This is a genomic window from Nitrosomonas sp. (genome assembly GCF_040240425.1).
Classification (GTDB): domain Bacteria; phylum Pseudomonadota; class Gammaproteobacteria; order Burkholderiales; family Nitrosomonadaceae; genus Nitrosomonas.
The window spans coordinates 1-23,111 of the sequence record NZ_QPHG01000046.1 but is presented as its reverse complement, the minus strand read 5'-3'; the positions used below and the strand labels follow the sequence as shown (position 1 = coordinate 23,111).

The 23,111-nt window shown below is 43.5% G+C and carries 27 protein-coding genes and 2 tRNA genes; 7 read left to right on the top strand and 22 right to left on the bottom strand.

Annotated elements, in window-relative coordinates; all coding sequences use genetic code 11:
- Positions 1-141 precede the first annotated feature (141 nt).
- Positions 142-336, top strand: a complete 195-nt coding sequence (locus DU481_RS13840; RefSeq protein ID WP_350135478.1) for a type II toxin-antitoxin system HicA family toxin — start codon at positions 142-144, stop codon at positions 334-336.
- A gap of 12 nt (positions 337-348) precedes the next feature.
- Here the strand turns inward: DU481_RS13840 and DU481_RS13835 are convergent, their stop codons facing one another.
- Positions 349-588, bottom strand: a complete 240-nt coding sequence (locus DU481_RS13835) for a hypothetical protein (RefSeq protein ID WP_350135476.1) — start codon at positions 586-588, stop codon at positions 349-351.
- A 24-nt stretch (positions 589-612) separates the two neighbouring features.
- On the opposite strand from DU481_RS13835, the gene DU481_RS13830 reads away from it, so the two are divergent.
- The gene (locus DU481_RS13830) at positions 613-861 is read left to right on the top strand and encodes a hypothetical protein (protein WP_350135474.1); all 249 of its coding nucleotides are present in this window, start codon (positions 613-615) and stop codon (positions 859-861) included.
- Between the two features lie 37 nt (positions 862-898).
- Here DU481_RS13830 and DU481_RS13825 read toward each other — a convergent pair whose 3' ends face one another.
- From DU481_RS13825 to DU481_RS13785, 9 genes are all read right to left on the bottom strand, one after another.
- Positions 899-1,327, bottom strand: coding sequence for a hypothetical protein (locus DU481_RS13825; RefSeq protein WP_350135472.1), 429 nt, complete (start codon positions 1,325-1,327; stop codon positions 899-901).
- 294 nt (positions 1,328-1,621) lie between these two features.
- Entirely contained in the window at positions 1,622-2,005 is a 384-nt protein-coding gene (locus DU481_RS13820) for a hypothetical protein (protein WP_350135470.1), read from the bottom strand.
- Positions 2,006-2,265: 260 nt separating this feature from the next.
- Positions 2,266-3,246 carry a zonular occludens toxin domain-containing protein gene (locus DU481_RS13815; RefSeq protein ID WP_350135468.1) on the bottom strand — a complete coding sequence of 327 codons (981 nt, stop codon included), beginning with the start codon at positions 3,244-3,246 and terminating at the stop codon, positions 2,266-2,268.
- The gene (locus tag DU481_RS13810; RefSeq protein ID WP_350135466.1) at positions 3,243-3,533 is read right to left on the bottom strand and encodes a DUF2523 domain-containing protein; all 291 of its coding nucleotides are present in this window, start codon (positions 3,531-3,533) and stop codon (positions 3,243-3,245) included. The genes DU481_RS13815 and DU481_RS13810 overlap by 4 nt, the downstream gene beginning before the upstream one ends.
- Before the next feature lie 6 nt (positions 3,534-3,539).
- Positions 3,540-4,895: a virulence factor TspB C-terminal domain-related protein gene (locus DU481_RS13805; protein WP_350135464.1), complete on the bottom strand. Its 1,356-nt coding sequence runs from the start codon at positions 4,893-4,895 to the stop codon at positions 3,540-3,542.
- A 52-nt stretch (positions 4,896-4,947) separates the two neighbouring features.
- Positions 4,948-5,244, bottom strand: a complete 297-nt coding sequence (locus tag DU481_RS13800; protein WP_350135462.1) for a hypothetical protein — start codon at positions 5,242-5,244, stop codon at positions 4,948-4,950.
- A gap of 2 nt (positions 5,245-5,246) precedes the next feature.
- Entirely contained in the window at positions 5,247-5,477 is a 231-nt protein-coding gene (locus tag DU481_RS13795; protein ID WP_350135460.1) for a major capsid protein, read from the bottom strand.
- 71 nt (positions 5,478-5,548) lie between these two features.
- Positions 5,549-6,571 (bottom strand): phage/plasmid replication protein, II/X family, encoded by a 1,023-nt coding sequence (locus DU481_RS13790; RefSeq protein WP_350135458.1) that lies wholly within the window; start codon positions 6,569-6,571, stop codon positions 5,549-5,551.
- Between the two features lie 76 nt (positions 6,572-6,647).
- A complete protein-coding gene (locus DU481_RS13785; protein ID WP_350135456.1) occupies positions 6,648-6,962 on the bottom strand; it encodes a CTX-RstB family phage integration protein in 315 nt (104 codons plus the stop codon).
- A gap of 349 nt (positions 6,963-7,311) precedes the next feature.
- On the opposite strand from DU481_RS13785, the gene DU481_RS13780 reads away from it, so the two are divergent.
- Positions 7,312-7,728: a helix-turn-helix transcriptional regulator gene (locus DU481_RS13780; RefSeq protein WP_350135454.1), complete on the top strand. Its 417-nt coding sequence runs from the start codon at positions 7,312-7,314 to the stop codon at positions 7,726-7,728.
- Positions 7,729-7,852: 124 nt separating this feature from the next.
- Entirely contained in the window at positions 7,853-8,608 is a 756-nt protein-coding gene (locus DU481_RS13775; protein ID WP_350135452.1) for an endonuclease/exonuclease/phosphatase family protein, read from the top strand.
- 52 nt (positions 8,609-8,660) lie between these two features.
- Here DU481_RS13775 and lon read toward each other — a convergent pair whose 3' ends face one another.
- From lon to DU481_RS13715, 12 genes are all read right to left on the bottom strand, one after another.
- Positions 8,661-11,072, bottom strand: a complete 2,412-nt coding sequence (gene lon, locus DU481_RS13770) for an endopeptidase La (RefSeq protein WP_350135450.1) — start codon at positions 11,070-11,072, stop codon at positions 8,661-8,663.
- Positions 11,073-11,246: 174 nt separating this feature from the next.
- A complete protein-coding gene (gene clpX, locus DU481_RS13765; protein ID WP_090319870.1) occupies positions 11,247-12,524 on the bottom strand; it encodes an ATP-dependent protease ATP-binding subunit ClpX in 1,278 nt (425 codons plus the stop codon).
- A gap of 63 nt (positions 12,525-12,587) precedes the next feature.
- Complete coding sequence (gene clpP, locus DU481_RS13760) at positions 12,588-13,229, bottom strand: ATP-dependent Clp endopeptidase proteolytic subunit ClpP (RefSeq protein ID WP_090319873.1); 642 nt, start codon at positions 13,227-13,229, stop codon at positions 12,588-12,590.
- 1 nt (position 13,230) lies between these two features.
- The gene (gene tig / locus DU481_RS13755) at positions 13,231-14,535 is read right to left on the bottom strand and encodes a trigger factor (RefSeq protein ID WP_350135447.1); all 1,305 of its coding nucleotides are present in this window, start codon (positions 14,533-14,535) and stop codon (positions 13,231-13,233) included.
- 105 nt (positions 14,536-14,640) lie between these two features.
- Positions 14,641-14,725, bottom strand: a tRNA-Leu gene (locus DU481_RS13750).
- Between the two features lie 73 nt (positions 14,726-14,798).
- Positions 14,799-15,545, bottom strand: a complete 747-nt coding sequence (locus tag DU481_RS13745) for a YciK family oxidoreductase (protein WP_350135445.1) — start codon at positions 15,543-15,545, stop codon at positions 14,799-14,801.
- Between the two features lie 165 nt (positions 15,546-15,710).
- Positions 15,711-17,360, bottom strand: coding sequence for a chaperonin GroEL (gene groL, locus DU481_RS13740; protein WP_132428222.1), 1,650 nt, complete (start codon positions 17,358-17,360; stop codon positions 15,711-15,713).
- A gap of 60 nt (positions 17,361-17,420) precedes the next feature.
- The gene (gene groES / locus DU481_RS13735) at positions 17,421-17,711 is read right to left on the bottom strand and encodes a co-chaperone GroES (protein WP_350135443.1); all 291 of its coding nucleotides are present in this window, start codon (positions 17,709-17,711) and stop codon (positions 17,421-17,423) included.
- A gap of 303 nt (positions 17,712-18,014) precedes the next feature.
- On the bottom strand, positions 18,015-19,097 hold the full coding sequence (gene mnmA, locus DU481_RS13730) for a tRNA 2-thiouridine(34) synthase MnmA (protein ID WP_350135441.1): 1,083 nt from the start codon (positions 19,095-19,097) through the stop codon (positions 18,015-18,017).
- Positions 19,090-19,542, bottom strand: a complete 453-nt coding sequence (locus DU481_RS13725; protein ID WP_350135480.1) for an NUDIX hydrolase — start codon at positions 19,540-19,542, stop codon at positions 19,090-19,092. The genes mnmA and DU481_RS13725 overlap by 8 nt, the downstream gene beginning before the upstream one ends.
- Positions 19,543-19,647: 105 nt before the next feature.
- A complete protein-coding gene (locus DU481_RS13720; RefSeq protein WP_350135439.1) occupies positions 19,648-19,815 on the bottom strand; it encodes a response regulator in 168 nt (55 codons plus the stop codon).
- The gene (locus DU481_RS13715) at positions 19,739-21,496 is read right to left on the bottom strand and encodes an ATP-binding protein (protein ID WP_350135437.1); all 1,758 of its coding nucleotides are present in this window, start codon (positions 21,494-21,496) and stop codon (positions 19,739-19,741) included. Before DU481_RS13715 ends, DU481_RS13720 begins: the two co-directional genes overlap by 77 nt.
- A gap of 246 nt (positions 21,497-21,742) precedes the next feature.
- Here DU481_RS13715 and DU481_RS13710 point away from each other — a divergent pair.
- From DU481_RS13710 to DU481_RS13700, 3 genes are all read left to right on the top strand, one after another.
- Positions 21,743-21,832, top strand: a tRNA-Ser gene (locus tag DU481_RS13710).
- Positions 21,833-22,117: 285 nt separating this feature from the next.
- On the top strand, positions 22,118-22,378 hold the full coding sequence (locus tag DU481_RS13705; protein WP_350135435.1) for a type II toxin-antitoxin system ParD family antitoxin: 261 nt from the start codon (positions 22,118-22,120) through the stop codon (positions 22,376-22,378).
- The gene (locus tag DU481_RS13700) at positions 22,378-22,698 is read left to right on the top strand and encodes a type II toxin-antitoxin system RelE/ParE family toxin (RefSeq protein WP_350135433.1); all 321 of its coding nucleotides are present in this window, start codon (positions 22,378-22,380) and stop codon (positions 22,696-22,698) included. Before DU481_RS13705 ends, DU481_RS13700 begins: the two co-directional genes overlap by 1 nt.
- Positions 22,699-23,111 lie beyond the last annotated feature (413 nt).

Below are 23,111 nucleotides of genomic sequence, written 5' to 3'. Positions count from 1 at the left end.
CAAACAGGGGAAATCCGGCTACAAAACACCACTGAAAAATGAATTGCCGGGAATTCGTGTTCAAAAAAATGGCAGGATTACCGGGAAATCTGGAAATCACTAATTGTTCAGCGCTTCCCTAAATTACCCGTCATTTCGGGAATGGAAGCAGTCCGAACACTTGAAAAACTTGGTTTCTCCGTAGTGCGTCAACGCGGCAGTCACATCATTCTAAGAAAAGGTTCATCTGGCTGTGTTGTTCCCAATCATTCGGAATTGAAAACGGGAACCCTGGCCGGAATACTCAAACAAGCTGGAATATCTGTAGACGAGTTTGTTGCTTTATTGCGCGCTTAGTAAAAAGGAAGATTAGTAAAAGCTTCTCTGCAAAATCATCCCAAATCGGCTTTCAAGAACTAACTGACGTCTGTAAAAATCCGCCTTAACTTCCAGCGTATCAATTTCATTATTACGCCTTTCTAATTCTTCCTTTAGCTGCTTGATTTCAGTTTTAAGGCTAGATATATGCTGAACTTGCCAAAATAGCGATCTAATTTCACCGGGTGCCAAACCACGCCGCCATTCAGGAATGTATAACATCAAAGTCATGAAACCTACATTACCGCTATAGAAATGAATGATTCAGCTTCAGCTGATAGAATCAACATGATCTTGTGGCAGCTTGGTGAGCTTCATGCCTTAAGTTACAAAATGTATGATTTTGCCGCAGGCCAAAAAGAGTTTGATAATAACCCAATAATTTTCGAGGAATATTTAACTTCATATAGGACCTTAGGTATAAATTTTAATGATTTTGAAGGGTTAGAAAATTTAACAAAAAAAGCAATCATGGAAGGGTATTTGAGGAACTTTGAAATCTAAATTATGTTAGCTTTGGGAAAAATTCATTTTATAAAATTTATGAAAAACTTCTTTCCAGAATCATACCGAAGCGGCTTTCAAGCACCACTTGCCGCCTGTAAAAATCAGCCTTGATTTCAAGTGCATCGATTTCTTGATTACGTCTATCAAGTTCAGATTTCAACAAGTTATTTTCACTCTGCAAGCTCGATACCAACTGACACCGCCAGAAAAAAGCTCTGATCTCATGGGGCGCAAATCCATTGCGCCATTCAGGAACAAAAATCAAGCCGTTCGTAAAACGATATCCTTTCCATTCATCGCCTAGTAAAGCGCTGGCATCTCCGGAAAGATACAACTTCAAAAGCCTAAGTGCTGGCTCCGATATCTGCTTAGTGCCTTTTTTCCATTTCTTAATGACTTTCTGATTCTCGCCGGTGATTCTCTCGATTTCTTCTATACTCACACCAAATAATAGATCGTTCATTTTTTTAGCCTAAGCGCAAAGACTCAATCATTGCAAAACTCAAATGATTTCTATTTCGATAAAAGAGACACGACAAGCAACGTATTCAGAAGTTGTTATTGCTTGTCGGATTTGAGGATATTCAAGGGAAATTACTATTTAGAAAGAGTGGTTAATTGATCAAAGCTGATATTTTTCCACCCATTGAGAACTCTATCCAAGAACTCTGCAAACTTGTCGGATTTTCTTCTAAGTTTGTTTCTACGGTTATTATTTAACATAATATAAATTATAAGCAATGCAGAAGAAGAAGAATCAGGAGGAAATCGGATGTTCTGTCAATTTGGATTGATAGATTATTAAATTCCTTTCGGCATGTTCGCAGTGCTGCTTAGCAAGCGTTCGGCAAAATAGCCGCAGCTCTTCCGGATCAACGCCTGACAAAATCAGGCGTTTTTTTTCGTCCGCAGCATAGCGGTAATACTTGCGGCGGAGGTTCTTATTTCGTTGATAGCGAATGCGCCAGTAAATATTCTTGAGTTTGGAAAAATCAGCCACGTTTAACCCCGGGATGTGTGAATCCGGAGTGTAGCGGCAAGCGGCGGAAAATATAAACCCTGTTCGGCAAAGGGAGGAAGTAAGGGCGAAGCGCCCTTGGTGATTGGGTTCGGGACAGCATGCCCGGCTAAAGCCGAGCATGTCCCTTGCGCCGGTCGGCGGCGCAACCCGTGCTACTGAAAGGCAAGCAAAACAACTATTTTTTACTTAGATTCATGAATATCTTTGAAAAACTGACATCTTCCTTTTGAAATTCAGCGGAGTTTTCACCGAAGAGCAAGGAAAGAAAACGCTTTTGCGAAATCAAACGAAAAAGGCGCAAAAAAATAACAACAACGAAGTAAGACCACATATAAACGGACTCGAAAAACTCAAGAATTTTTTGCATTATAAACCACTGTTTAAATTGATTTCTTGACAATCCAACCATAATTTATAGCTGCATTGCATGTGTTCGGATCAATATTAAGCCGCTGTGCTTTGTGACCATAACAAATACAATTTGAAGCACTGGACATACAAGCGGCGACCTGATCCCAATCAACTGATTCTGAAAGCATGGATAATGATTGCTTGACGGGTGTATTGTCGGTGGCCGGTTGAACCACGGGTACCATGCCAGTTTTCGGGGAATCAACCCCCTGCTTCGCGGTTTGTTCGGGTTTTGGTTCTTCCTGCTTGGCCAGGTTCGAGCCGATGGGGTTTTCAAGTTTGCTGCTGATGTTTGAATAAACAGCAAAGGCCATCGTTGGAATAGCGAAAAGCAAAAAGATGGCCGCATAGACCATTTTTGGTAAAGCGCGCTTCGGTTTTTCAACGTGCAAACTTGCAGAGTAGTATAGTTCGAAGGCTTTCTTTTCCAGCTTATACGATTTCTTTACAGCATTGGAACGATTAGTTTTAAGCTTGGGATTAGCGCAGTATTCCGACCACTCATAACTTTTAGAACCTGACCATTCTTGGCTTAAATGAATATGCCGGTCTGCATTTTCCAATACATACGGATGCACGAACTTGGGAGATTGAGTGATGACCAGGAAATCAAGGCCGTGCTTACGGTGTTGGCTTAAGTATTTGATATGTTCCGGAGGGTCTTTCAGATCGATGGCCGGCCACGGATAAGCCGCTTCATCCACAACGATGAGACTTCCTTCCTGGAAGTTATTCAGCTTTTGCTTGCCTTCTGGTTCTTCCGGATCGAGCGGCGTGCGTTCTGCCCAGGTATTGAGCTTTGCAATCGATAATTTGACGTGCATAAGCTTCAAATCCGGAATGCCGCACACATACACGATTCTTTCAGCTTCTACCGCTGGCTTGATGTAACTCCACACCGCGTGATTGGTTTTTCCGCATCCCGGCGTTGCCGTCAGTATGATGATCATTTTGGTATCACTCCAAGGCGAGCCATAAACATGAAGGAAGCGCGAAAAGTGATAGCGCCGATTATGAGACCTATACCCTGACCGAATCCAGACAAGCCAAGAAGCTGAAGGGCGAAAGCTGGAGCGCTGTTGTAGTAACCCTGTGCCATATCAAACAATTGAGCCAAGACAACACCAACAGCGCCATAAGATATAAGGCCAATGCCTAGACCCATCAAAACACGAATTGCCAGAAAACCAACACCTGCAGAAAGAAAAGCACCTAATGGAATCAAAATATTAAACATAGTTTTTTACGTAGCGTTACCGCCACGCACTCCAGCAACGATATAAATTGAAATAATCGAACAAATAAGCAAAACAAAAGGATTTATCATTTCCGCCATATCACATACAGGCTCAGTAGGAATAGTGATAGTCATTTTTGACGTTGGAATATCAATATTCGGTGGACATGATCCGGAGCCCCAGCTGGTAGAACCGAATGTATTAGGCACGTTGTAAGTGGGAAGCGTAGCTTCCGGGACGGTATCGAACGAGATGGTGAAGCCTTGTGGTTGCTGCGGTTCTGGCTGGTTCGTGTAGCTAGTATTAGTCGTGCTGCTTATCTGAGTATTGCTATTGTCATATTTAACAGTTGTTTTGGTTTCCTTGATGATTACACCACCGGGATTTTCAGGCGTACCGGCGTCAACAGCTTCAATTTCGGTTGTCGTATCCTCGCGGCCAGTAACATTACCGGATGAGTCCATAGTGGGCTTAGAATCAAGGCCGAGGCCCTTTTTCTGGTCTGGTGTAAGGGTGGGCACTGGATTAACGGGAACAGGAGCACCAGCATCAATTAAGTGCGGCGTGACTCTGTCATCGTTTAGCTTGTCCTGTTTTGAGCTCCAGTCTGCATCGTTTGGTGTTCTTGGAGTTGCACCAGTTAAAACACATGCTGACCCCGAAACAGCATAATGCTCAGGACATGAAAAGGATGCGAACGTTATAGATGTCTTATTCGTAGTGCCATCGCTGGTTTTTGTGACAGTGCAAGCATTTGGTCCAGTACCGGAACCCGATCCGGTAAAACCATTACCCCAAAACTTATCTTTTGATGCAGCACTAGAACAAGCTGTTTCAGCGCTCGGGTATCTGTAGGGCGGAGTATTAATACCAGCTACATAGTAATATCCAATGGATGAAGTAGAAGAAGGATAGTCCGGTAAATCATCATTAGAAGTGATAGACCAATTGCCGAGAGCATCCTTACAGATACTTGTTAATTCACAGACCAGGGAAACGGCAGTTAGGGTCATCCCTAACGGACCTGCCCTTTTTGCAAGATCTACCATAGAAGAACCCAAACGAGCGGTATTCACGTTTGCAGTTTTAACGATATCCATTGCAGTAATGCCTTTGGATGTTTGGACAAGTGCAGTAGATGTTGTCGTGATTCCCTTCGGTGCGCTGGTAAGGGTAACCCTTGCTGTAGTGCCGTTTTGATCGGCAAAAGCTCTGGTTGAGGTTCCGTCCTCGTGTTTAATCCACCCAGCAAGATCAATCCAACCAACCGGAGCAGAACCAGGACCAGCCCAAACAGAAGCAAAAGAAAAAGAAGGGAAAAAAAATAAGAAAAAAGCGATTAAGTGGTAAAGATAAGCCATAAAGCCCCCAGGAAGGCCAGCATGTAGCCTAAGTCGTAAATCCATAAGTCCATTATTGAAATGCCTTGATGATTGCCCGAACGGCGAAACCTGCTACCAGCACTCCGGCCAGTTGCCAGAAGAAGGCGGTTTGGTCGAGCAGGCTTACATCGCAAGGAATTTGAGAAGGAACCAGCACGCTGGCGTAAGTGGCCGCTGAAAATATATCGGTAGCGACTATGTCGACTTGAGCGGCTGATGGCGTGCATTGTAGGGAATAATTGCCTGATACGGGTGGACATGCAGCGGCTACAGATTCATGTAACCGCTGCACGGTATCAAGACATTTTCCTTGATACAGATAACTCATGATTAAAGTGCAGACCTCATCCACTTAAACACTTTGATACCAACCATCACAACAATAACGGCAGCGCCTACAACAGCAACGTCAGCAACAGCGCCTGTGATAGCCGTGGTCACGTCAGCGGGCACAGCTGCGAATGCAGAGCCGCCGACTAAAGTCAGAACGGTTCCCACTGCCGTCGCGGCGTGTACTTTGTGGCTTTCTTCTTTCACTGCTAAGTTTGATTTGTAGTTCATTTGAGTTTTTCCTTTTAATTTGGTGCGGGATTGCACCCCATAAGACCCAACGCGGGACTTATGGGCTGGAATCACTCCCCTACTGCTTTTAAATGTGATTCGTGTTGATCTTCCAGGCTGTACCAGTCGGGCATAGAAAGCGGTTTCATTTCTACGATCCGGACTTTCACAGGGAAGGTTTCGACGTTGCGTGGTTCGGCTATGTCTATGCCGTATTCGCGTAAAATCTTTGCGTGGCGAAAAAAGGTTGCTCGAGACATTAACTGCCTTAAATCCTGACCAGCCATCCAAGCGGCAGCATGTACACGGCTTTTTGTTGGTATTGCGTCCAGGATATCGGGCTCTTCGCTGCGATCGACAGCATTGAAAATTTCAGTTTGTTCGTGAAATACTTTTATGAGTTTTTCATCGGTGATGTTTTTAATATCAACCATGTCCAAATCGTTTAGCAATCTACGTTTCAATTCAATTTCCACTCTGACCACCCCCTGTTCCTTACACCATTGATAAACCCTGTCATCTTCCTTGCAGCCATGTTTCAACATTTCAATGTGTTTTATGTAGGCTTTGAGCATGTGCCGGGTGTTTGACCACCATACCGACTCATCCCCTGCCCGGCCTTTTTTCATTCTGGAAACAGACCGGCTTGAAAGCCATCGGATAAGGTGACGGGCTTGAGATTCCGAACCCGTTGCAAAGTTAGCGGTAAGGTCGATACGCGATACTCTCGCGCCAGGTTGCCCGCCTTCACCAATTGCATGTGCAACTTTTCCGGCATGGAAAGCTGGTAAGCCTCTAGATACGAGAATTCGATTACATTTCTCGAGACTCCATGACCATCCGGAATTAAACAAGTTGTCTTTGCGACAAAACCGGCCCACGTTTCCTGAGAGTGATATATGACGACCATCGGACTTGATAGCAATCCCCGTTTCGTAGCTTCCTGAAAAGCGCGCGGCGCGAACTCTCTCAAAACGAGCATTCCCCTCTGGGTCATAGTCAACATTGATTCCCCCGGTGTAGATTGGGAACGGTTCTGATTCTGTATGTAATTGAGAAATGGTGATCCAATCGATGAAGATTTCATTTTCCATACTCGCAAAAGACAACTATAAAATTGATTAAAAAGTATCAAAAAGTCTCAAAATGAGACTGAACGGCGTAGTGTTACTAGCCGTTGGCCACCGACTTAACCGGAGGAACCGAAGTTGTGCCGGTAACAACTTGAGAAATTTTTCCCTTATAAAGGACAGGCTCAAGAGTCAATTCAATGGCGCAGGGAAATTTGAAATGCTCGAATTGTTTGAGTGCTTCGGGTTCAAGCGGCATTTCGCCGGTTTCATAACCGAAACCCTCAATGCTGAATTTCGCGGAATTTGTGGGTTCGATAGGAACAATGACAAAAATGGAAGCCATGTCAAAAGGGTTCCCACTTTCTTTAGCTGTGCCATGCATGCGTTTTACGCCTAATACTTGAGTTTTCATGTTTTTTACTCCATTGAAGATTAAAAGATATGGTTCAGTGTTTCGCTCTTCGTGACCTCATCGCTCAACACTGAACCACTGCTACAGTTGCTCGTTTGTTTCGGTTAAAACCGGGTAATCGCTGTCTGAAAGGATTGCTTCGGAGTGGAAATTGCGCCAGCAATCGCCTAATTCAGGGAATTTGCCGTTATTAGTGGCTTGTAGTATTGCCAAGTGATATGTATTCATTAATACCCCCGTTTGACTTAAGGAATCTTGAACTATATGATTGGTGAATCGTCATAGCGCAAGTAATTACCTGCTCAATATAGAGCAAGTATTTACCTGCTGTCAATAGGAGAAAAATACTATGGATATGAAAAACTACATAGAAATAGCAGAAAAGAAAGCAGGATCGCAGATAGAATTAGCAAAAATGCTTGATGTTACAGCAAGTTACTTAAGATCAACAAAAGCCGGAAAAAACGGATTATCAATAGACATGTGCATAGTGCTTGCAGATTATATTGAAGCAGATCGGCTTGAGGTCATCGCAGCAAGCAATCTTGTGACAGAAAAAGACGAAAAGAAAAGGAAAATTCTGGAAAGCTGTTTCAAGAAGGTGGCCGGAGTGGCCGCCGCTGCGGTTGTCACTTCTATTTTGACATTCTCAAACGCAGGCCCTACTCATGCGGGTTTCAGCGGTCAAGTTGTTGATAATACAAATTATTGGCAATTGAGCTATGCTTTTTGTAAAGTAATTTTGTATCACAATCAGAGCTTTTGACATGTAAAATGAAGAAACAATTTAATCAATCAGGTGTTGCATAATTGATAAACTTCGAATTCTCGCTCCGAGTACTTCGGAGGTACAAAATCAAATTCCGCTTTTGGTCATTATGGACGATCGCATGACTAATGGTTCATTTAAAATCCTGACTTATAATATTCACAAAGGATTCAGCGCTACCAATTTGCATTTCATTTTGCATGAAATCAAGTATTCATTGCGCTATATCAACGCCGATATAGTTTTTCTGCAGGAAATCCATGGTGAACGTACTATATCGAATAATCGATTTTCTGACTGGCCCAATAACCAGCAATTTGAATTTCTGGCTGATCAAGTCTGGCACCATTATGCTTATGGTAAAAATGCTATTTATACATCAGGTCATCACGGTAATGCGATTTTGAGTAAATATCCCTTTATTGAATGGGAAAATATTAATGTTTCGTTATTTAAGTCAGCCAGCCGGAGTTTGTTACACGGGATTATTCGAGTTCCCGGAGTCGATCAAAGAATTCATGTTATCTGCGTGCACTTGGGATTATTTGAACAAGAGAGAGAGCGTCAACTCTCAACACTGGTAAAACGTATTAATTCACATATTTCAGCAAACGAGCCGCTGATTATTGCTGGTGACTTTAATGATTGGCGCGGCCGTGCCGAGTATTTCTTGCATCACGGTCTGGGTGTAAAAGAAGCTTTTAAATTTACTCATGGCGCTTATGCGCGAACATTCCCTTCTTGGTTGCCCGTGTTATCCATGGATCGAATTTATTATCGTGATTTGAATATTGTCAGCTGCAACTACCTTAAAGGGCAACCGTGGCGCCATTTATCTGATCATATCCCACTGCTTGCAGAGTTTCGATTAATTTAAGCTTTAAACTTCCTGATATAAAAAGAATAAAATAGCGTGAGAATTTTGTAGCTCAGTGTTTAATAACAGATTCTGTGATGTTCTCTTCAGTATTTGACTGTAAAACGGGCTGTGCAATTGGTGCAGGAAATAGCTCTGGTTTATGCTCCAGCGCGATATCAAGCACTTGATCAATCCATTTAACGGGATGAATGGTCAGTTGACTTATTATGTTAGCTGGAATTTCGGTCAAATCCTTTACATTCTTTTCCGGAATAATGACAGATTTAATACCCCCGCGATGTGCCGCCAATAATTTTTCTTTCAAACCGCCGATGGGTAGCACTTCACCTCTGAGGGTAATTTCTCCGGTCATGGCAACATCAGCTTTAACAGCAATATTTGTAAGAACTGATACCATTGCTACACATATGCCAATCCCAGCACTCGGCCCATCCTTGGGTGTTGCTCCTTCAGGAAGATGAATGTGAATATCATTCTTTTGGTAAAAATCTTCCGCTATTCCTAGCAGCTGGGAACGGCTTCGAACCACCGAAAGTGCTGCCTGAATGGATTCTTGCATTACTTCACCAAGTTGCCCGGTTGTAATAGTTTTTCCTTTTCCTGCCAGAACCACTGCTTCAATAGTGAGCAATTCACCGCCAACTTCGGTCCATGCCAAGCCAGTTACCTGCCCAACTTGATTTTTTTCTTCTGCTACGCCATAAGTAAAACGTCTTACGCCTAAGAATTTGTCAAGATTACGAGAAGTAACGGTAATTTTGTTTTTACCTTTTTTGAGCAACATTGCTTTCACGGCTTTCCGGCAAATTTTTGAAATTTCCCGCTCCATTGCTCGCACGCCCGCTTCTCTCGTGTAGTAACGCGCAATATCTCGTAACGCAGATTCGGAAACAGTCAGTTCATTTTCTTCAAGACCATTATTCTGCATTTGTTTTGTTAATAAATAGCGTGTCGATATATTTAGTTTTTCGTCTTCTGTATACCCCGATAACTGAATGACCTCCATGCGATCAAGCAGCGCTGGCGGAATATTTAATGTATTTGCAGTGGCTACAAACATTACGTCTGACAAGTCATACTCCACTTCGATGTAGTGATCAACAAATGTGCTATTTTGTTCAGGATCAAGAACTTCCAATAGAGCAGACGCTGGATCTCCACGGAAATCCATACCCATCTTATCGACTTCATCAAGCAGGAATAATGGATTCTTGACGCCAACCTTGCTCATATTGTGCAAGATCTTACCCGGCATTGATCCAATATAGGTTTTTCTGTGACCGCGAATCTCAGCTTCATCGCGCACACCTCCCAATGACATGCGCACAAATTTTCGGTTTGTGGCATGCGCGATCGATTGCCCTAATGAAGTTTTACCAACACCAGGAGGGCCAACCAAGCAAAGAATCGGTGCCTTCAATTTACTGACACGTTGTTGAACCGCAAGATATTCAACGATACGTTCTTTTACTTTTTCCAAACCATAATGATCTTTTTCTAGCCTGGCTTCTGCCGCTTTAAGATCCTGGTTGATTTTACTTTTCTTTTTCCAAGGTAAAGTTACCAATGCATCAATATAATTACGTACTACTGTCGCTTCTGCAGACATTGGGGACATTAAGCGTAGTTTTTTTAATTCCGATTCGGCTTTGGCAAGCACTTCTTTCGGCATTTGAGCAGACTTGATTTTTTTCTCAATTTCATCGATATCTGCACCATCTTCGCCTTCACCCAATTCTTTTTGAATAGCTTTTACTTGCTCATTGAGATAGTAGTCACGCTGACTTTTTTCCATCTGGCGTTTTACTCTACCGCGAATACGTTTTTCGACTTGTAAAATATCTAATTCAGTTTCTAGTAGCCCTAATAAATGCTCCAGACGTTTAGAAACCTCGAAAATTTCAAGAACTTCCTGTTTTTGTTCAAGTTTTAACGGTAAGTAGGCAGCAATCGTATCAGCAAGGCGACCAGCATCATCAATGCCTCCCAACGAGGTAATGATCTCCGGTGGAATTTTTTTATTGAGTTTTACATATTGATCAAATTGAGTCAGAATGGCGCGGCGCATCGCTTCTACTTCTGGATTTTCCGTAGTATCGGATCGAACTTGCACTGCTTTGCCAGAATAATGAGTTTCAGAATCAACTAACTCCTGAATACGAGCCCGATGATTACCTTCTACTAGAACCTTGACGGTGCCGTCAGGTAATTTCAGCATTTGTAACAAGCTAGCAATACTACATACATCGTAAAGATCTTCAGGAGCAGGGTCATCCTTTGACGCTACTTTCTGGGCAACCAGCAGAATATTCTTATTCGACTCCATAGCCAGTTCCAGCGCTTTGATGGATTTCTGTCTACCGACAAATAATGGAATAACCATGTGCGGAAAAACAACTACGTCTCGCAAAGGCAATAACGGTAGTATCAATTGTTCAGAATCTTCAATCACAGAAGTCATATCCACTCATTTAATAAATTCATAACTGATTAATAAAATATGTGCACAAACCAGAATTACAAGATGGCTATCAAAAATACCAGCACATGTAGCTATCTGTAAATACTTCATATAATGCCATTATCAAATATGTATGGTTTTCTACAGATAGCACTACCAATCAAGTCTTCTCAATTACTTGGAACGCTTAGCAACTTTCGGTTGATCCGAGTAGATTAAAATTGGTTTGATATCATCATTGGTCGAGTTATAGTCAATGACTACTTTTGTTACATTCTCGAGCGACGGAAGATCGTACATAATATCCAGCAATATTTCTTCAAGAATTGACCGTAAGCCACGCGCACCTGTTTTACGTGTTAAGGCTCTCTTAGCAATAGCTTTAAGTGCTGGCTCCCGGAACTCCAAGTCAACGCCCCCTTCCATATTGAACATTTTCCAATATTGTTTAACGAGTGCATTTTTCGGTTCTGTTAAAATTTGAATTAATGCCGCTTCGTTGAGTTCTTCCAGTGTGGCAACGACTGGTAAGCGCCCAACAAACTCTGGGATCAAACCGAATTTCACTAAATCTTCAGGTTCTACTTGTTGCAGTACCTTATTCATATCCTTGCGTGAATGGCTTTTTACATCAACGCCAAAACCAATTCCACCTTTTTCGGTACGTGCCCTGATCACTTTATCGAGACCGTCAAATGCGCCACCGCAAATGAATAGAATATTAGTTGTATCGACTTGAATAAATTCTTGATTAGGATGCTTCCGGCCACCTTGAGGAGGAACCATCGCAATGGTGCCTTCGATTAATTTCAATAATGCCTGTTGTACGCCTTCACCGGAGACATCACGCGTAATTGACGGATTGTCTGATTTACGTGAAATTTTATCGATTTCATCAATGTAAACGATACCACGCTGCGCTTTTTCGGCATCATAATTACATTTTTGCAGTAATTTCTGGATAATATTTTCTACATCTTCACCTACATAACCTGCTTCGGTCAAAGCTGTAGCATCCGCCATAATGAAAGGAACATCCAAGAGCCGGGCTAGGGTTTGTGCCAGTAATGTTTTACCCGAACCTGTTGGACCGACAAGCAGAATGTTGCTTTTTGATAGCTCAATATCATCGGTTTCGTCTGATTTTGTTACATTTCTCAACCGCTTATAGTGATTATAAACTGCCACAGAAAGAATTTTCTTCGCGGATTCCTGCCCGATTACATATTGATCCAGTATCTGACAGATCTCACGAGGCACCGGCAAGTTTGATTTGACTAACTTGGTTGCCTCATCACCTTGCATTTCTTCGCGAATGATGTCATTGCATAAATCAATACATTCATCGCAAATAAAAACCGAAGGGCCTGCAATCAGTTTTCTTACTTCATGCTGACTCTTGCCACAAAAAGAACAATAAAGAAGTTTCTCGCTACTAGCTTTATCTGGCATATTTTTATCCCACCGTAATCGAGTTTAGGTAACCGTGTTTAAACAAATTTGCACAAGCATTATTTAGCTTGCGCTTACATCTCTTTGTGCCAATACTGCATCTACCAATCCATAATTTACGGATTCTGTAGCACTCATAAAATTATCACGATCTGTATCTTTTTCGACATCGGAGACCGGGCGTCCAGTGTGTTTTGCCATGATCTCATTTAACCGAGCTTTAAGATATAATATCTCACGTGCATGTATCTCGATATCCGAAGCCTGCCCCTGAAAACCTCCAAGCGGTTGATGAATCATGACGCGTGAATTTGGTAAACAATAACGCTTACCTTTCGCGCCTGCGGTTAAAAGTAGTGCCCCCATGCTTGCTGCTTGACCAATGCATAAGGTACTGACATCCGGCTTTATATATTGCATTGTGTCATAAATGGCCAAACCGGCGGACACCATTCCGCCCGGAGAGTTAATATAGAAATGAATATCTTTCTCTGAGTTTTCAGATTCAAGAAACAAAAACTGCGCAACTACCAGATTTGCACTGGCTTCGGTGACGGGACCTACCAGGAATACGACCCTTTCCTTTAATAAGCGCGAATAAATATCATAAGCACGTTCACCGCGTCCGCTGGTTTCTATCACCATGGGAATCAATCCCAGGTTCTTTGGTTCCAGATCATGCATATTATCAAAAATTTGCTTCATTTCAGGATATCCCCATCAGCTCGTCGAAAGTTACAGTTTTGTTGATTAATTTTATTTTTCCGAGCGCCCAATCCACCACATTTTCTTCCAAAGCTAATGATTCAGCTTCTTGCAATCGTTCTGAAGAAGCATAATGCCATTTAACAACCTGTTCTGGATTTTCATAACTTTGTGCGGCATCTTCTATAATTCTGCGAACCTGTTCAGGAGTCGCTTTCAGTGCATGCACTTTGACAAGTTCAGCCAGAATCAACCCTAGTTTTACGCGATATTCCGCTTTTTCTTTAAAAAGATCCGATGACAGCGATATTTCCTTAGCTTTCATACCACGTGCTTCCAAGTCGCTTTTTGCGTTTTGTAATAATCTTTCTTTTTCTTGATTAATCAAAATACTTGGTGCATCGATTTGCGTTGTGCTCAATAACGCCTGCATAATTTGTTCTTTCAGTTTTGACCTGGCTCGCTTGGAAACTTCACGTTCGAGATCTTTTTGTATTCCCTCGCGCAGCTTTTGGAGATCTCCATCGGGGATACCTAACGATTTGGCAAATTCAGCATCGACCGCTGGCAATACTGGTTCCGCCAATTCATTCAATGTAACTTCAAAAGTAACGGTTTTTCCAGCAATTTCTTTACCATGATAGTCTTCAGGAAAAACTACATCAAATGATTTACTGCCACCAACTTGCATATCAATCAGTGCAGCTTCAAAATCCTTTAGAAATTTTCCATCGCCTAGAATCAAGTACACATCGTTAGACTTACCACCTGCAAAATCATTTCCATCAATGGTGCCGTGATAATCTATCTTAACCCGATCACCTTTTTTGGCAGCACGATTGACGGGTTGATATGTCACACGCTGCTTACAAATCATATCAAGCGTCTTATCAATATCCGTTTCACCAACTTTCACAGTGGGTTGCTCAATACTTTGGCTACTTAAATCACCTAATACGATCTCGGGGTACACTTCAAATGTTGCGCTTACGGTATAAAGTGTATCGTTTCCATCAGTCGCTTTTGCTTCAAAACGCGGATAACCGGCCACTTGCAAGTTCTGCTGCTGAACAGTGTCTTTGAACTCTTTATGGACCGCATCGTTCAATACATCTTGCTGAACCTGCACTCCATACATTTGAGTAATTATTTTCAATGGGACTTTTCCAGGGCGAAAACCATGCAATTTGGCTGTTCTCGCCAGCCGCTGCAAGCGGTTATCAATTTCACTCTGTAATTTCTCCAGAGAAATTGTAATATCAAAACGACGTTCTAGTGCACCGAGGTTTTCTACATTTGATCCCATTCAAGTTCCCGACTGATTAATTATTTTTCAATATATTGCAATAACATCCGGTTATTTCTTGATATACCGGACAACCGGATAAAAAGATTGCTGCTAAAGATAATTTGGTGCGAAAGGGGGGACTCGAACCCCCACACCTTTCGGCGTCAGAACCTAAATCTGGTGCGTCTACCAATTCCGCCACTTTCGCAAGTCAATTTATTGTAACGATTATACCTTTTAATCCCGCTGATCGCAGCCAGATCATTCAATTACTGTATTAATTAGTAAGCAATAGTTTGCCCGCTAACACCTTTGCTATCCGGCCCCATCAAATATAGATAGGTTGCCATTAAATCTTCCGGGCGGCGCATCGTTTGTTTGACTTCGCCAGGATGCGTCATAATCCGTTGAGGTGAATTCACAATTCCGGGCACGATAGAATTCATGCGCAAATTTGGCAATGTTTCCCATTCATCGGCTTGTATCTTCATCAAAGCGTGAATCCCTGCATTGGCTACAGCAAAACCACCCCAATATGCTGAAGGATTTAGTCCGTGCGAATTGGTAGTCATGATCACACTCGCATCGGGTGAGGCTTTCAATAATGGCAAACACGCTTTCGTGACAGCAAAACGCGCAATCAGATTTACCTGTAGCAACGAGCGAAACTGTGCAACTGATTGATGTTCCAACGGACTTAAACCGGGCAGCAAGGCTGCATTGTGCAAAATTCCATCCAACCGGCCGAGTTGTTCCGCAATCGCTTGCACCAGTGTTGCAAAATCTTTGTCCTCGGCTTTTTCGAGATCAAGCGGATAAATAAGCGCTTGCGCTTTACCGAGTGCTTCAATCTCATCATAAACTGCTTCCAGCTTTTTAACTTTACGCCCATGCAAAATCACGGTAGCGCCATGATTTGCATACGCCAAAGCTGCCGCACGTCCCAACCCCTGTCCCGCGCCTGTCACCAGAATAACGCGATTGAGCAATAAATTTGCAGACGGTGAGTAGTTTTCTATTTTATCCATACCGTAGAATTTATCACGACAATATATTTTCAGATAAAAATATAACGCCTGATAAGTATCTCTATTTCTCCAATCGAAATTCCATTTGCATAAAAAAACAGACTCCAAAAAATATTGGAGTCTGTTTAAGTATCAAAACTCTAGGTTGCGTTGGAATAGCAACGGTTACATATCCATGCCACCCATACCGCCCATACCGCCCATACCGCCCATACCACCACCGGCTGGTGCTTCCTCCTTCGGCAATTCAGCGACCATAGCGTCGGTAGTCAGCATCAGGCTGGCAACAGAAGCTGCATTTTGTAATGCAGAACGGGTTACTTTGGTGGGATCCAGCACACCCATTGCAACTAAGTCACCATATTCACTGGTCGCAGCATTGTATCCAAAATTACCTTGGCCTTCCGTGACTTTATTGACCACAACTGATGGCTCATCACCGCAGTTAGTGACAATCTGGCGCAATGGTTCTTCAAGAGCACGCAGTACAATCTTAATACCGGCGTCCTGGTCATGATTGTCGCCTTTAGTTTTCTTGACAATCGGGATCGTACGCAGCAGCGCTACGCCACCGCCCGGTATTACGCCTTCCTCAACCGCTGCACGTGTTGCATGTAATGCATCTTCAACGCGTGCTTTTTTCTCTTTCATTTCAACTTCGGTTGCGGCGCCAACTTTGATCAATGCAACACCGCCCGCCAATTTAGCGACACGTTCTTGCAATTTTTCTTTATCGTAATCGCTAGTTGCTTCTTCAATTTGCGTACGAATCTGTTTCACACGCGCTTCAATAGCTTTGGCATCGCCTGCGCCATCAATGATGGTGGTATTTTCTTTACCGACTTCGATACGCTTTGCTTGTCCTAAGTCATTGAGTGTCGCTTTTTCAAGCGTCAGACCCACTTCTTCGGCAATTACGGTACCGCCAGTCAAGATGGCAATATCTTCCAGCATGGCTTTACGGCGATCACCGAAACCAGGCGCTTTAACCGCGCAGGTTTTCAGAATGCCGCGAATGTTGTTGACCACGAGAGTAGCCAGTGCTTCACCATCGACATCTTCAGCAATAATTAACAAAGGCTTACCTGCTTTGGCGACTTGCTCCAATACCGGTAATAAATCGCGAATGTTGGAGATTTTTTTGTCGTGCAGTAAAACGAATGGATTATCAAGCAGTGCAATTTGTTTTTCCGCGCTGCTGACAAAATAAGGTGATAAATAACCGCGATCAAATTGCATACCTTCCACGACTTCAAGCTCATTTTGCAATCCGGAGCCATCTTCTACCGTGATCACACCTTCTTTACCGACCTTGTCCATTGCATCGGCGATGATTTTGCCGATTTCGGTATCGGAGTTCGCAGAAATACTGCCCACTTGCGCGATTTCTTTCGCTGTCGCACAAGGTTTTGACAGTTTTTTCAATTCTCCGACAGCGGCAGTCACAGCTTTATCAATGCCCCGTTTGAGGTCCATTGGGTTCATACCGGCGGCTACATATTTCATGCCTTCTTTGACAATCGCTTGTGCTAACACGGTTGCAGTAGTGGTTCCATCACCTGCTACATCCGATGTTTTGCTGGCCACTTCCTTCAACATCTGTGCGCCCATATTTTCGAATTTGTCTTTTAATTCGATTTCTTTGGCAACTGAAACACCGTCCTTGGTAATTGTTGGCGCGCCATAAGAGCGATCCAACACTACATTCCGGCCTTTCGGGCCCAGTGTTACTTTAACCGCATCAGCTAAAATATTGACACCGGCTACCATTCTATGACGTGCTGAATCACCAAACTTCACTTCTTTTGCTGACATAACTTTTCTCCTAATCTCTCAACAACATATTGTCTTTAGTGAATAATTGAACCGGAACAATTAGCCTTCAATTACACCCATAATATCCTCTTCGCGCATGACCAAAAGTTCTTCACCTTGAACTTTGACAGACTGTCCGGCGTATTTTCCAAACAATACTTTATCGCCCACTTTAACTTCCAATGGACGCACTTTTCCGTCATCGCCGACTTTTCCTTTTCCTATTGCGAGAACCTCACCTTGATCAGGTTTTTCCGCAGCGCTGTCCGGGATAACAATACCTGAAGCGGTTTTGCGTTCATCTTCCAATCGCTTGACAATCACACGATCATGCAAAGGGCGAATTTTCATGCTGTTTTCTCCTGTAAAAATTAAAAAGCCAAAATTTATGAAATACCAGGTATTTCATGTATAAATCTCTAATAAGTCAGAATACTAATACGCAAGTGAGATAGTGTTAGCACTCATTAACTATGAGTGCTAATAATAGGGGCTTTGATTAGGAATTTCAAGGTCAAGTTACAGGAATATTTTCTAACACATTATAATGAAAAGAATAAAAATAGATTTTATATAAAGATTCCATCTTCATTTTCTATTTTTTGCAATAGCCAATTATGTGAATCGATAAAGGCATCACGGTGTTTCCAGCATTTACTCCGTGATTACTCCACCGCCGAGACATACTCTACTTTCATAAATCACGACCGACTGCCCCGGTGTAATGGCCCACTGCTGTTGCGCGAAATCGATTTGGCAATGGTTTTGAGACAATTCCGTGATGGCGCAGGGAGCGTCAATTTGGCGGTAGCGTGTTTTGGCAGCATAAACCCAATTACAGTGCGGCTGCTTGCCGCTGATCCAGGTCAAGTCGGTGGCTTTTAGCGATGGGCGTAGCAAATCCGGATGATCATGTCCTTGTACTACAACCAGAACATTGCGGGTCATGTCTTTGGCGGATACAAACCACGGCTCATCGCCACCATCACGTGTCCCTCCGATTCCCAACCCCTGCCGTTGCCCGATGGTGTAATACATCAGCCCCATATGTTGACCGATCACCTTTCCATCCGGCGTTTGGATCTCTCCCGGTTCGTGCGGAAGATAGCGATTGAGAAATTCCCGGAAAGGGCGTTCGCCGATGAAGCAAATACCGGTACTGTCTTTTTTGGAAAAATTGGGTAAGCTCAATTCCTTGGCGATCTTGCGCACCTCACGCTTATACAGATGCCCGATCGGAAATAAGGTATTGGCCAGTTGTGTTTGATTGAGGCGATACAAAAAATAACTTTGATCCTTAGTCCCGTCTTCGCCTTTCAATAACTGAAATACGCCATTAACCTCACGTACCTGCGCATAGTGGCCTGTCGCAATATAATCCGCCCCCAGTTTATGCGCATGATCCAGAAAAGCCTTAAATTTGATTTCGGCGTTACATAGCACATCGGGATTGGGCGTCCGCCCTGCTTGATACTCGGCCAGAAAATGGGAAAAAACCCGGTCTTTGTATTCAGCGGAAAAATTGACTACTTCAATCGGAATATCGATGACATCCGCAACCGATACCGCATCGAGAAAATCCTGGCGGGAAGAGCAATATTCATCGGTATCATCGTCCTCCCAGTTTTTCATGAATAAACCGACGACATCGTAGCCCTGCTGTTTCAGCAAGTAGGCCGCCACAGACGAATCAACGCCGCCGGACATGCCAATGACAACACGGTGCTTTTTACTCATAGTGTGTCAGCAGCTCCAACGGATAGCGTTTGCCCGCCAAATGGTCACGAATACACTGCATCACCAGCGGGCTGCGATGCTGCTGGATCATTTGATTCACTTCATCCAGACTATACCAAGAGGCCTGCAAAATGCCCGTATCCAGCACACGATCCAGATCGTGATGCGTCACATGACCGCCGAACGCAAAACGGATATACGTGGTGTCGATGCGATGCGAATGCCATTGATAAATGCCCACCAGATATTCGGGAACAAAGGTATACGCCGTTTCCTCCAGCGTTTCCCGTATGGCGCCTTGAATAATGGATTCCCCAGGATCCAAATGCCCTGCCGGTTGATTTAAAAACAAACCGGCACCGGCTTCAGGTTCTTCTTCTACCAGCAGGTATTTACCATCGTGTTCAACAACGGCCGCGACCGTCACATTGGGTTTCCAGATCATCATTATGGGTATATAGAATTAGTGTGTGCGATATCAAGCGAGCGATATGCTCTGTAAGTGTAAACACTGCGTATTATCGCATTGCCACTCTGGAATCTGGTGGAATCAGACAGAATTTTTACGATCCTGCTGCTGTGATAACTGAATGGAGGAAAACTGCTGCAATATTTTGTCCAGTTGTGCAACATCAAACGGCTTACTGAGATGCCCATCCATCCCGGCGGCAAAACATTCTTGTTTGATGTGATCCAGCGCATGGGCGGTCAAGGCCACAATGGGCACTGGTGATAAATTTTTTTTTCTGTTCAAGTGCGCGTATTTGCCGCGTCGCTTCAAATCCATCCATAACGGGCATGTTACAGTCCATCAAAATCAAATCAAAGCGCCGGGAAGAAAAGGCATCAACTGCTTCCAAACCATTATTGACCAGCGTCACTTCACAATGTAAACGCTCCAGCATTGCTTTACTGACTAACTGATTAACATCGTTATCTTCAACCACCAAAATACAGGAACGATTTTCAGTCACCGTTTTGGGTTGCATTTGCGGCAATTGACTTGGTTTTGCTATCGTGGCGCCGGCAATTTCATACCGCAACGGCAGGCGTGCGCAGAATCTGGAACCCACGCCAACTTCACTGGATACCGTGATGGAGCCCCCCATCAACGATAACAAGCTGCGGGTGATGGCAAGCCCGAGTCCGGTGCCGCGAATATGCTGCGTAGCTTCGCCAACTTGCGAAAACTCCTGGAACAAACATGCCTGATGCTCGGTGGAAATACCAATCCCAGTATCCGTTACCGTCAGTTCCAACTCAATACCGCTGCGATCCGCAATTTCGGTACAACTTATCAATAGCTTAACTTCGCCTTGCTGAGTAAACTTGAATGCATTGCCCAGCAAATTAAATAAAATTTGCTTGATCCGGTCCGGATCGCCAATCAAATGATGGGATGGACTGCACTCGAAACTGACTGTAAAATTTAACGAGGTTTCTTTTGCTTTGGTGCGAAATAATGCATGAACTTCATTAATCAACTCCGGCAAATCAAACGAACGGTTAACGATACTCAGTTTGTGTGCCTCAATTTTTGCAAAATCAAGAATATCATCAATAATCCGCAACAGAGTCCGGCCGGAATTACGGATTACATTCAAATGATTGACTTGCTCCGGGTTTAACCGGGTCGTTGCGAGTATCTCCGTCATACCCAATACACCGTTCATCGGTGTGCGGATCTCATGACTCATCGCGGCTAGAAAAGCCGATTTCGCTCTGTTGGCATTCTCCGCTTGCAATCGCGCTTGCTCCAAATCCACTGCTTGTTTCTCCAATTGAACCGCCTGCTGTCGTGCAATCCAATAATTTTCATGCTGCAACTTACCGTTGTGCACGGAAAAAATAAAGTAAGCCAATCCGATGATCAGCATTACCCAACTGCTATCATCGGGAATATATAACACAAGACTGATCAAGCTCGGTGCATAAACCAGCAGTGCAAAAATAAGCATGACGCGGATGCGCGGTGAAGTCGCTGCGATCCCCCCGGCAATAAAGCCCACCGTAGAAATAACCGCCAGGATTGCTCCGTTATCGATGGCATTAATCGATAGAAAAATCCAACTCAGGAAAACACCCCAAGTGAACGAGGTAGCAATATAAATCGCTGAAATTGACCATTCAATCCGGGATTGACTGCGTAAATATAAACCGGTTACCTGTTTATAAATGATTAAACGCAGTATGGCTAAAGCCAGAAAAATCATAACGAAAACGACGCTATATGGTTGTGCGGCAAGTACAGGTGATGTCAATATAATGGCACTGCAACATAGCACATAAAACATTCCCCCCCACCGCATGCGCCCAGCCATATCCTGATTGGTGCTGATACGTACCCGCTCAAGATTTGCCACCTCAGGATCCGACCAGAAACTTTTGTTATGCTTCAAAATGCGTTTATTCCTACGTCCAAATGACATCGACTCCACGATATTGCCCTTGATAAGGGCTTTAGAAATCAGAAAATTCAATATCAATTCATAAAATTAAAATGAAGCGGTAAGACAAATATGAAAATGATCATCATAAAGAATAAATTAGTTTAGTTCCATCGGGAGCTTAATTTATTCGTCATTAAGCACATAGAAACTAGCCAAAAAGCACACTAATCGGTATGATGCGACCTGCAAGTCAATGGAGGTGTGGCCGAGCGGTTTAAGGCAGCAGTCTTGAAAACTGCCGTAGGGGTGACTCTACCGTGAGTTCGAATCTCACCGCCTCCGCCAGCGATCCAGTATCCATGCCATTCTTAGCTGAATCATCCAGTTATTCCCATCAATCATCCCATCAAAATATTTTTGGTTTAAAGCCTAATTTTTGGGATAGCCGTACAGAAAACCTGACCGTCTACATCCACGGATAGCCTTTGAATACTATTTCAGGCCTTCACTGGCGATAACAGTTTTATCGAATTGTAATCGGATTCTGATTATCGCTGTCTTATTATGGCAATATTTGCCATTTTATGTTATTTATGCCACATTAAGCGACAAGATAAGGAGGATGCATCTATGCAAAGTATGAATATCTCTCTGCCCGACCCCTTGAAAAAATTCGTGGATGGACAAATTGCTCAGGGTCGCTACAGCAGCGCCAGCGAATATGTTCGCGAATTGATCCGTGCCGATGAAAAGCGCAAAGCTGAAGAACAACTTGAAGCCAAGTTACTGGAAGGATTGAGCAGTCCTGAAAGTGAATTGACATCTGCGGACTGGAGTGAGATTCGCAAAGAAGCCCTAGCCAGGCTAGAAGCCCGAAAGAAACAACCTTGATGCCTAGAATCTATCAACGCGCGACAGCGAGGCGCGACTTGGTAGAGCATTTCGTTTATCTTGCGGAAAATGCGGACCTGGAAACAGCTGAGCGCTTTTTGACACAAGTTGAGGCCAGCTTCAATGATCTGGCTGAGCGCCCAATGATTGGCGCACCATTGATGCTCCATGATCCGGCATTGGCAGGCATGCGTAAATGGCCTGTTACAGACTTTGAAAATCACCTAATCTTCTATCTTCCTAATCATAACGGCATATCAGTCGTGCGTGTACTGCATGCGGCGCGTGATTGGTGGAGCTTGCTAGGAATCAAAACTTAATTCGAGCCGGAGAACAAAGATCGCCGCCCATCTCCCTGAGAAGAATTCCCATATAGTAACCGGCAGCAGCACTCTGTTTCCTTCAACCAGCGATAAGATAAATATCGTAAATTAGGAAAAAAGCACACCCAGCCCTCTTTGAAAATCATCAACCAATAAAGCCTGCAGAGCCAAGCGAATCAGGCCATGATTAAAATAACAGCAAATCATGACCCGACTATCAATACTACTGAGGAGCAGTCAATTTATTTCTTTTTTGGCAACGATCCACGGTTAACAGGAGCTAATTTTTTATCCCTCATCTGTAAGAATTCCTAGCGTTGTTTACAGTATTCAGGAGAATACTGCAGATGAACATACACAAACGCACTCGCTTAACATTATTGGATCGTCAGGAAATCTGGCAGCTTTAT

What these genes read in the sequence shown, in the direction of transcription:
- groES (WP_350135443.1), bottom strand. Translation starts at nt 17,711, where the DNA reads ATGAAAATTCGCCCTTTGCATGATCGTGTGATTGTCAAGCGATTGGAA.
- DU481_RS13825 (WP_350135472.1), bottom strand. Translation starts at nt 1,327, where the DNA reads ATGAACGATCTATTATTTGGTGTGAGTATAGAAGAAATCGAGAGAATC.
- groL (WP_132428222.1), bottom strand. Translation starts at nt 17,360, where the DNA reads ATGTCAGCAAAAGAAGTGAAGTTTGGTGATTCAGCACGTCATAGAATG.
- DU481_RS13840 (WP_350135478.1), top strand. Translation starts at nt 142, where the DNA reads ATGGAAGCAGTCCGAACACTTGAAAAACTTGGTTTCTCCGTAGTGCGT.
- DU481_RS13700 (WP_350135433.1), top strand. Translation starts at nt 22,378, where the DNA reads ATGCCTAGAATCTATCAACGCGCGACAGCGAGGCGCGACTTGGTAGAG.
- DU481_RS13800 (WP_350135462.1), bottom strand. Translation starts at nt 5,244, where the DNA reads ATGAGTTATCTGTATCAAGGAAAATGTCTTGATACCGTGCAGCGGTTA.
- DU481_RS13775 (WP_350135452.1), top strand. Translation starts at nt 7,853, where the DNA reads ATGACTAATGGTTCATTTAAAATCCTGACTTATAATATTCACAAAGGA.
- DU481_RS13705 (WP_350135435.1), top strand. Translation starts at nt 22,118, where the DNA reads ATGCAAAGTATGAATATCTCTCTGCCCGACCCCTTGAAAAAATTCGTG.
- DU481_RS13785 (WP_350135456.1), bottom strand. Translation starts at nt 6,962, where the DNA reads ATGAAAACTCAAGTATTAGGCGTAAAACGCATGCATGGCACAGCTAAA.
- tig (WP_350135447.1), bottom strand. Translation starts at nt 14,535, where the DNA reads ATGGGATCAAATGTAGAAAACCTCGGTGCACTAGAACGTCGTTTTGAT.
- DU481_RS13805 (WP_350135464.1), bottom strand. Translation starts at nt 4,895, where the DNA reads ATGGCTTATCTTTACCACTTAATCGCTTTTTTCTTATTTTTTTTCCCT.
- DU481_RS13810 (WP_350135466.1), bottom strand. Translation starts at nt 3,533, where the DNA reads ATGTTTAATATTTTGATTCCATTAGGTGCTTTTCTTTCTGCAGGTGTT.
- DU481_RS13835 (WP_350135476.1), bottom strand. Translation starts at nt 588, where the DNA reads ATGACTTTGATGTTATACATTCCTGAATGGCGGCGTGGTTTGGCACCC.
- DU481_RS13830 (WP_350135474.1), top strand. Translation starts at nt 613, where the DNA reads ATGAATGATTCAGCTTCAGCTGATAGAATCAACATGATCTTGTGGCAG.
- DU481_RS13815 (WP_350135468.1), bottom strand. Translation starts at nt 3,246, where the DNA reads ATGATCATCATACTGACGGCAACGCCGGGATGCGGAAAAACCAATCAC.
- clpP (WP_090319873.1), bottom strand. Translation starts at nt 13,229, where the DNA reads ATGAAGCAAATTTTTGATAATATGCATGATCTGGAACCAAAGAACCTG.
- DU481_RS13795 (WP_350135460.1), bottom strand. Translation starts at nt 5,477, where the DNA reads ATGAACTACAAATCAAACTTAGCAGTGAAAGAAGAAAGCCACAAAGTA.
- DU481_RS13790 (WP_350135458.1), bottom strand. Translation starts at nt 6,571, where the DNA reads ATGGAAAATGAAATCTTCATCGATTGGATCACCATTTCTCAATTACAT.
- mnmA (WP_350135441.1), bottom strand. Translation starts at nt 19,097, where the DNA reads ATGAGTAAAAAGCACCGTGTTGTCATTGGCATGTCCGGCGGCGTTGAT.
- DU481_RS13820 (WP_350135470.1), bottom strand. Translation starts at nt 2,005, where the DNA reads ATGCTCGGCTTTAGCCGGGCATGCTGTCCCGAACCCAATCACCAAGGG.
- DU481_RS13780 (WP_350135454.1), top strand. Translation starts at nt 7,312, where the DNA reads ATGGATATGAAAAACTACATAGAAATAGCAGAAAAGAAAGCAGGATCG.
- lon (WP_350135450.1), bottom strand. Translation starts at nt 11,072, where the DNA reads ATGACTTCTGTGATTGAAGATTCTGAACAATTGATACTACCGTTATTG.
- DU481_RS13725 (WP_350135480.1), bottom strand. Translation starts at nt 19,542, where the DNA reads ATGATCTGGAAACCCAATGTGACGGTCGCGGCCGTTGTTGAACACGAT.
- DU481_RS13745 (WP_350135445.1), bottom strand. Translation starts at nt 15,545, where the DNA reads ATGGATAAAATAGAAAACTACTCACCGTCTGCAAATTTATTGCTCAAT.
- clpX (WP_090319870.1), bottom strand. Translation starts at nt 12,524, where the DNA reads ATGCCAGATAAAGCTAGTAGCGAGAAACTTCTTTATTGTTCTTTTTGT.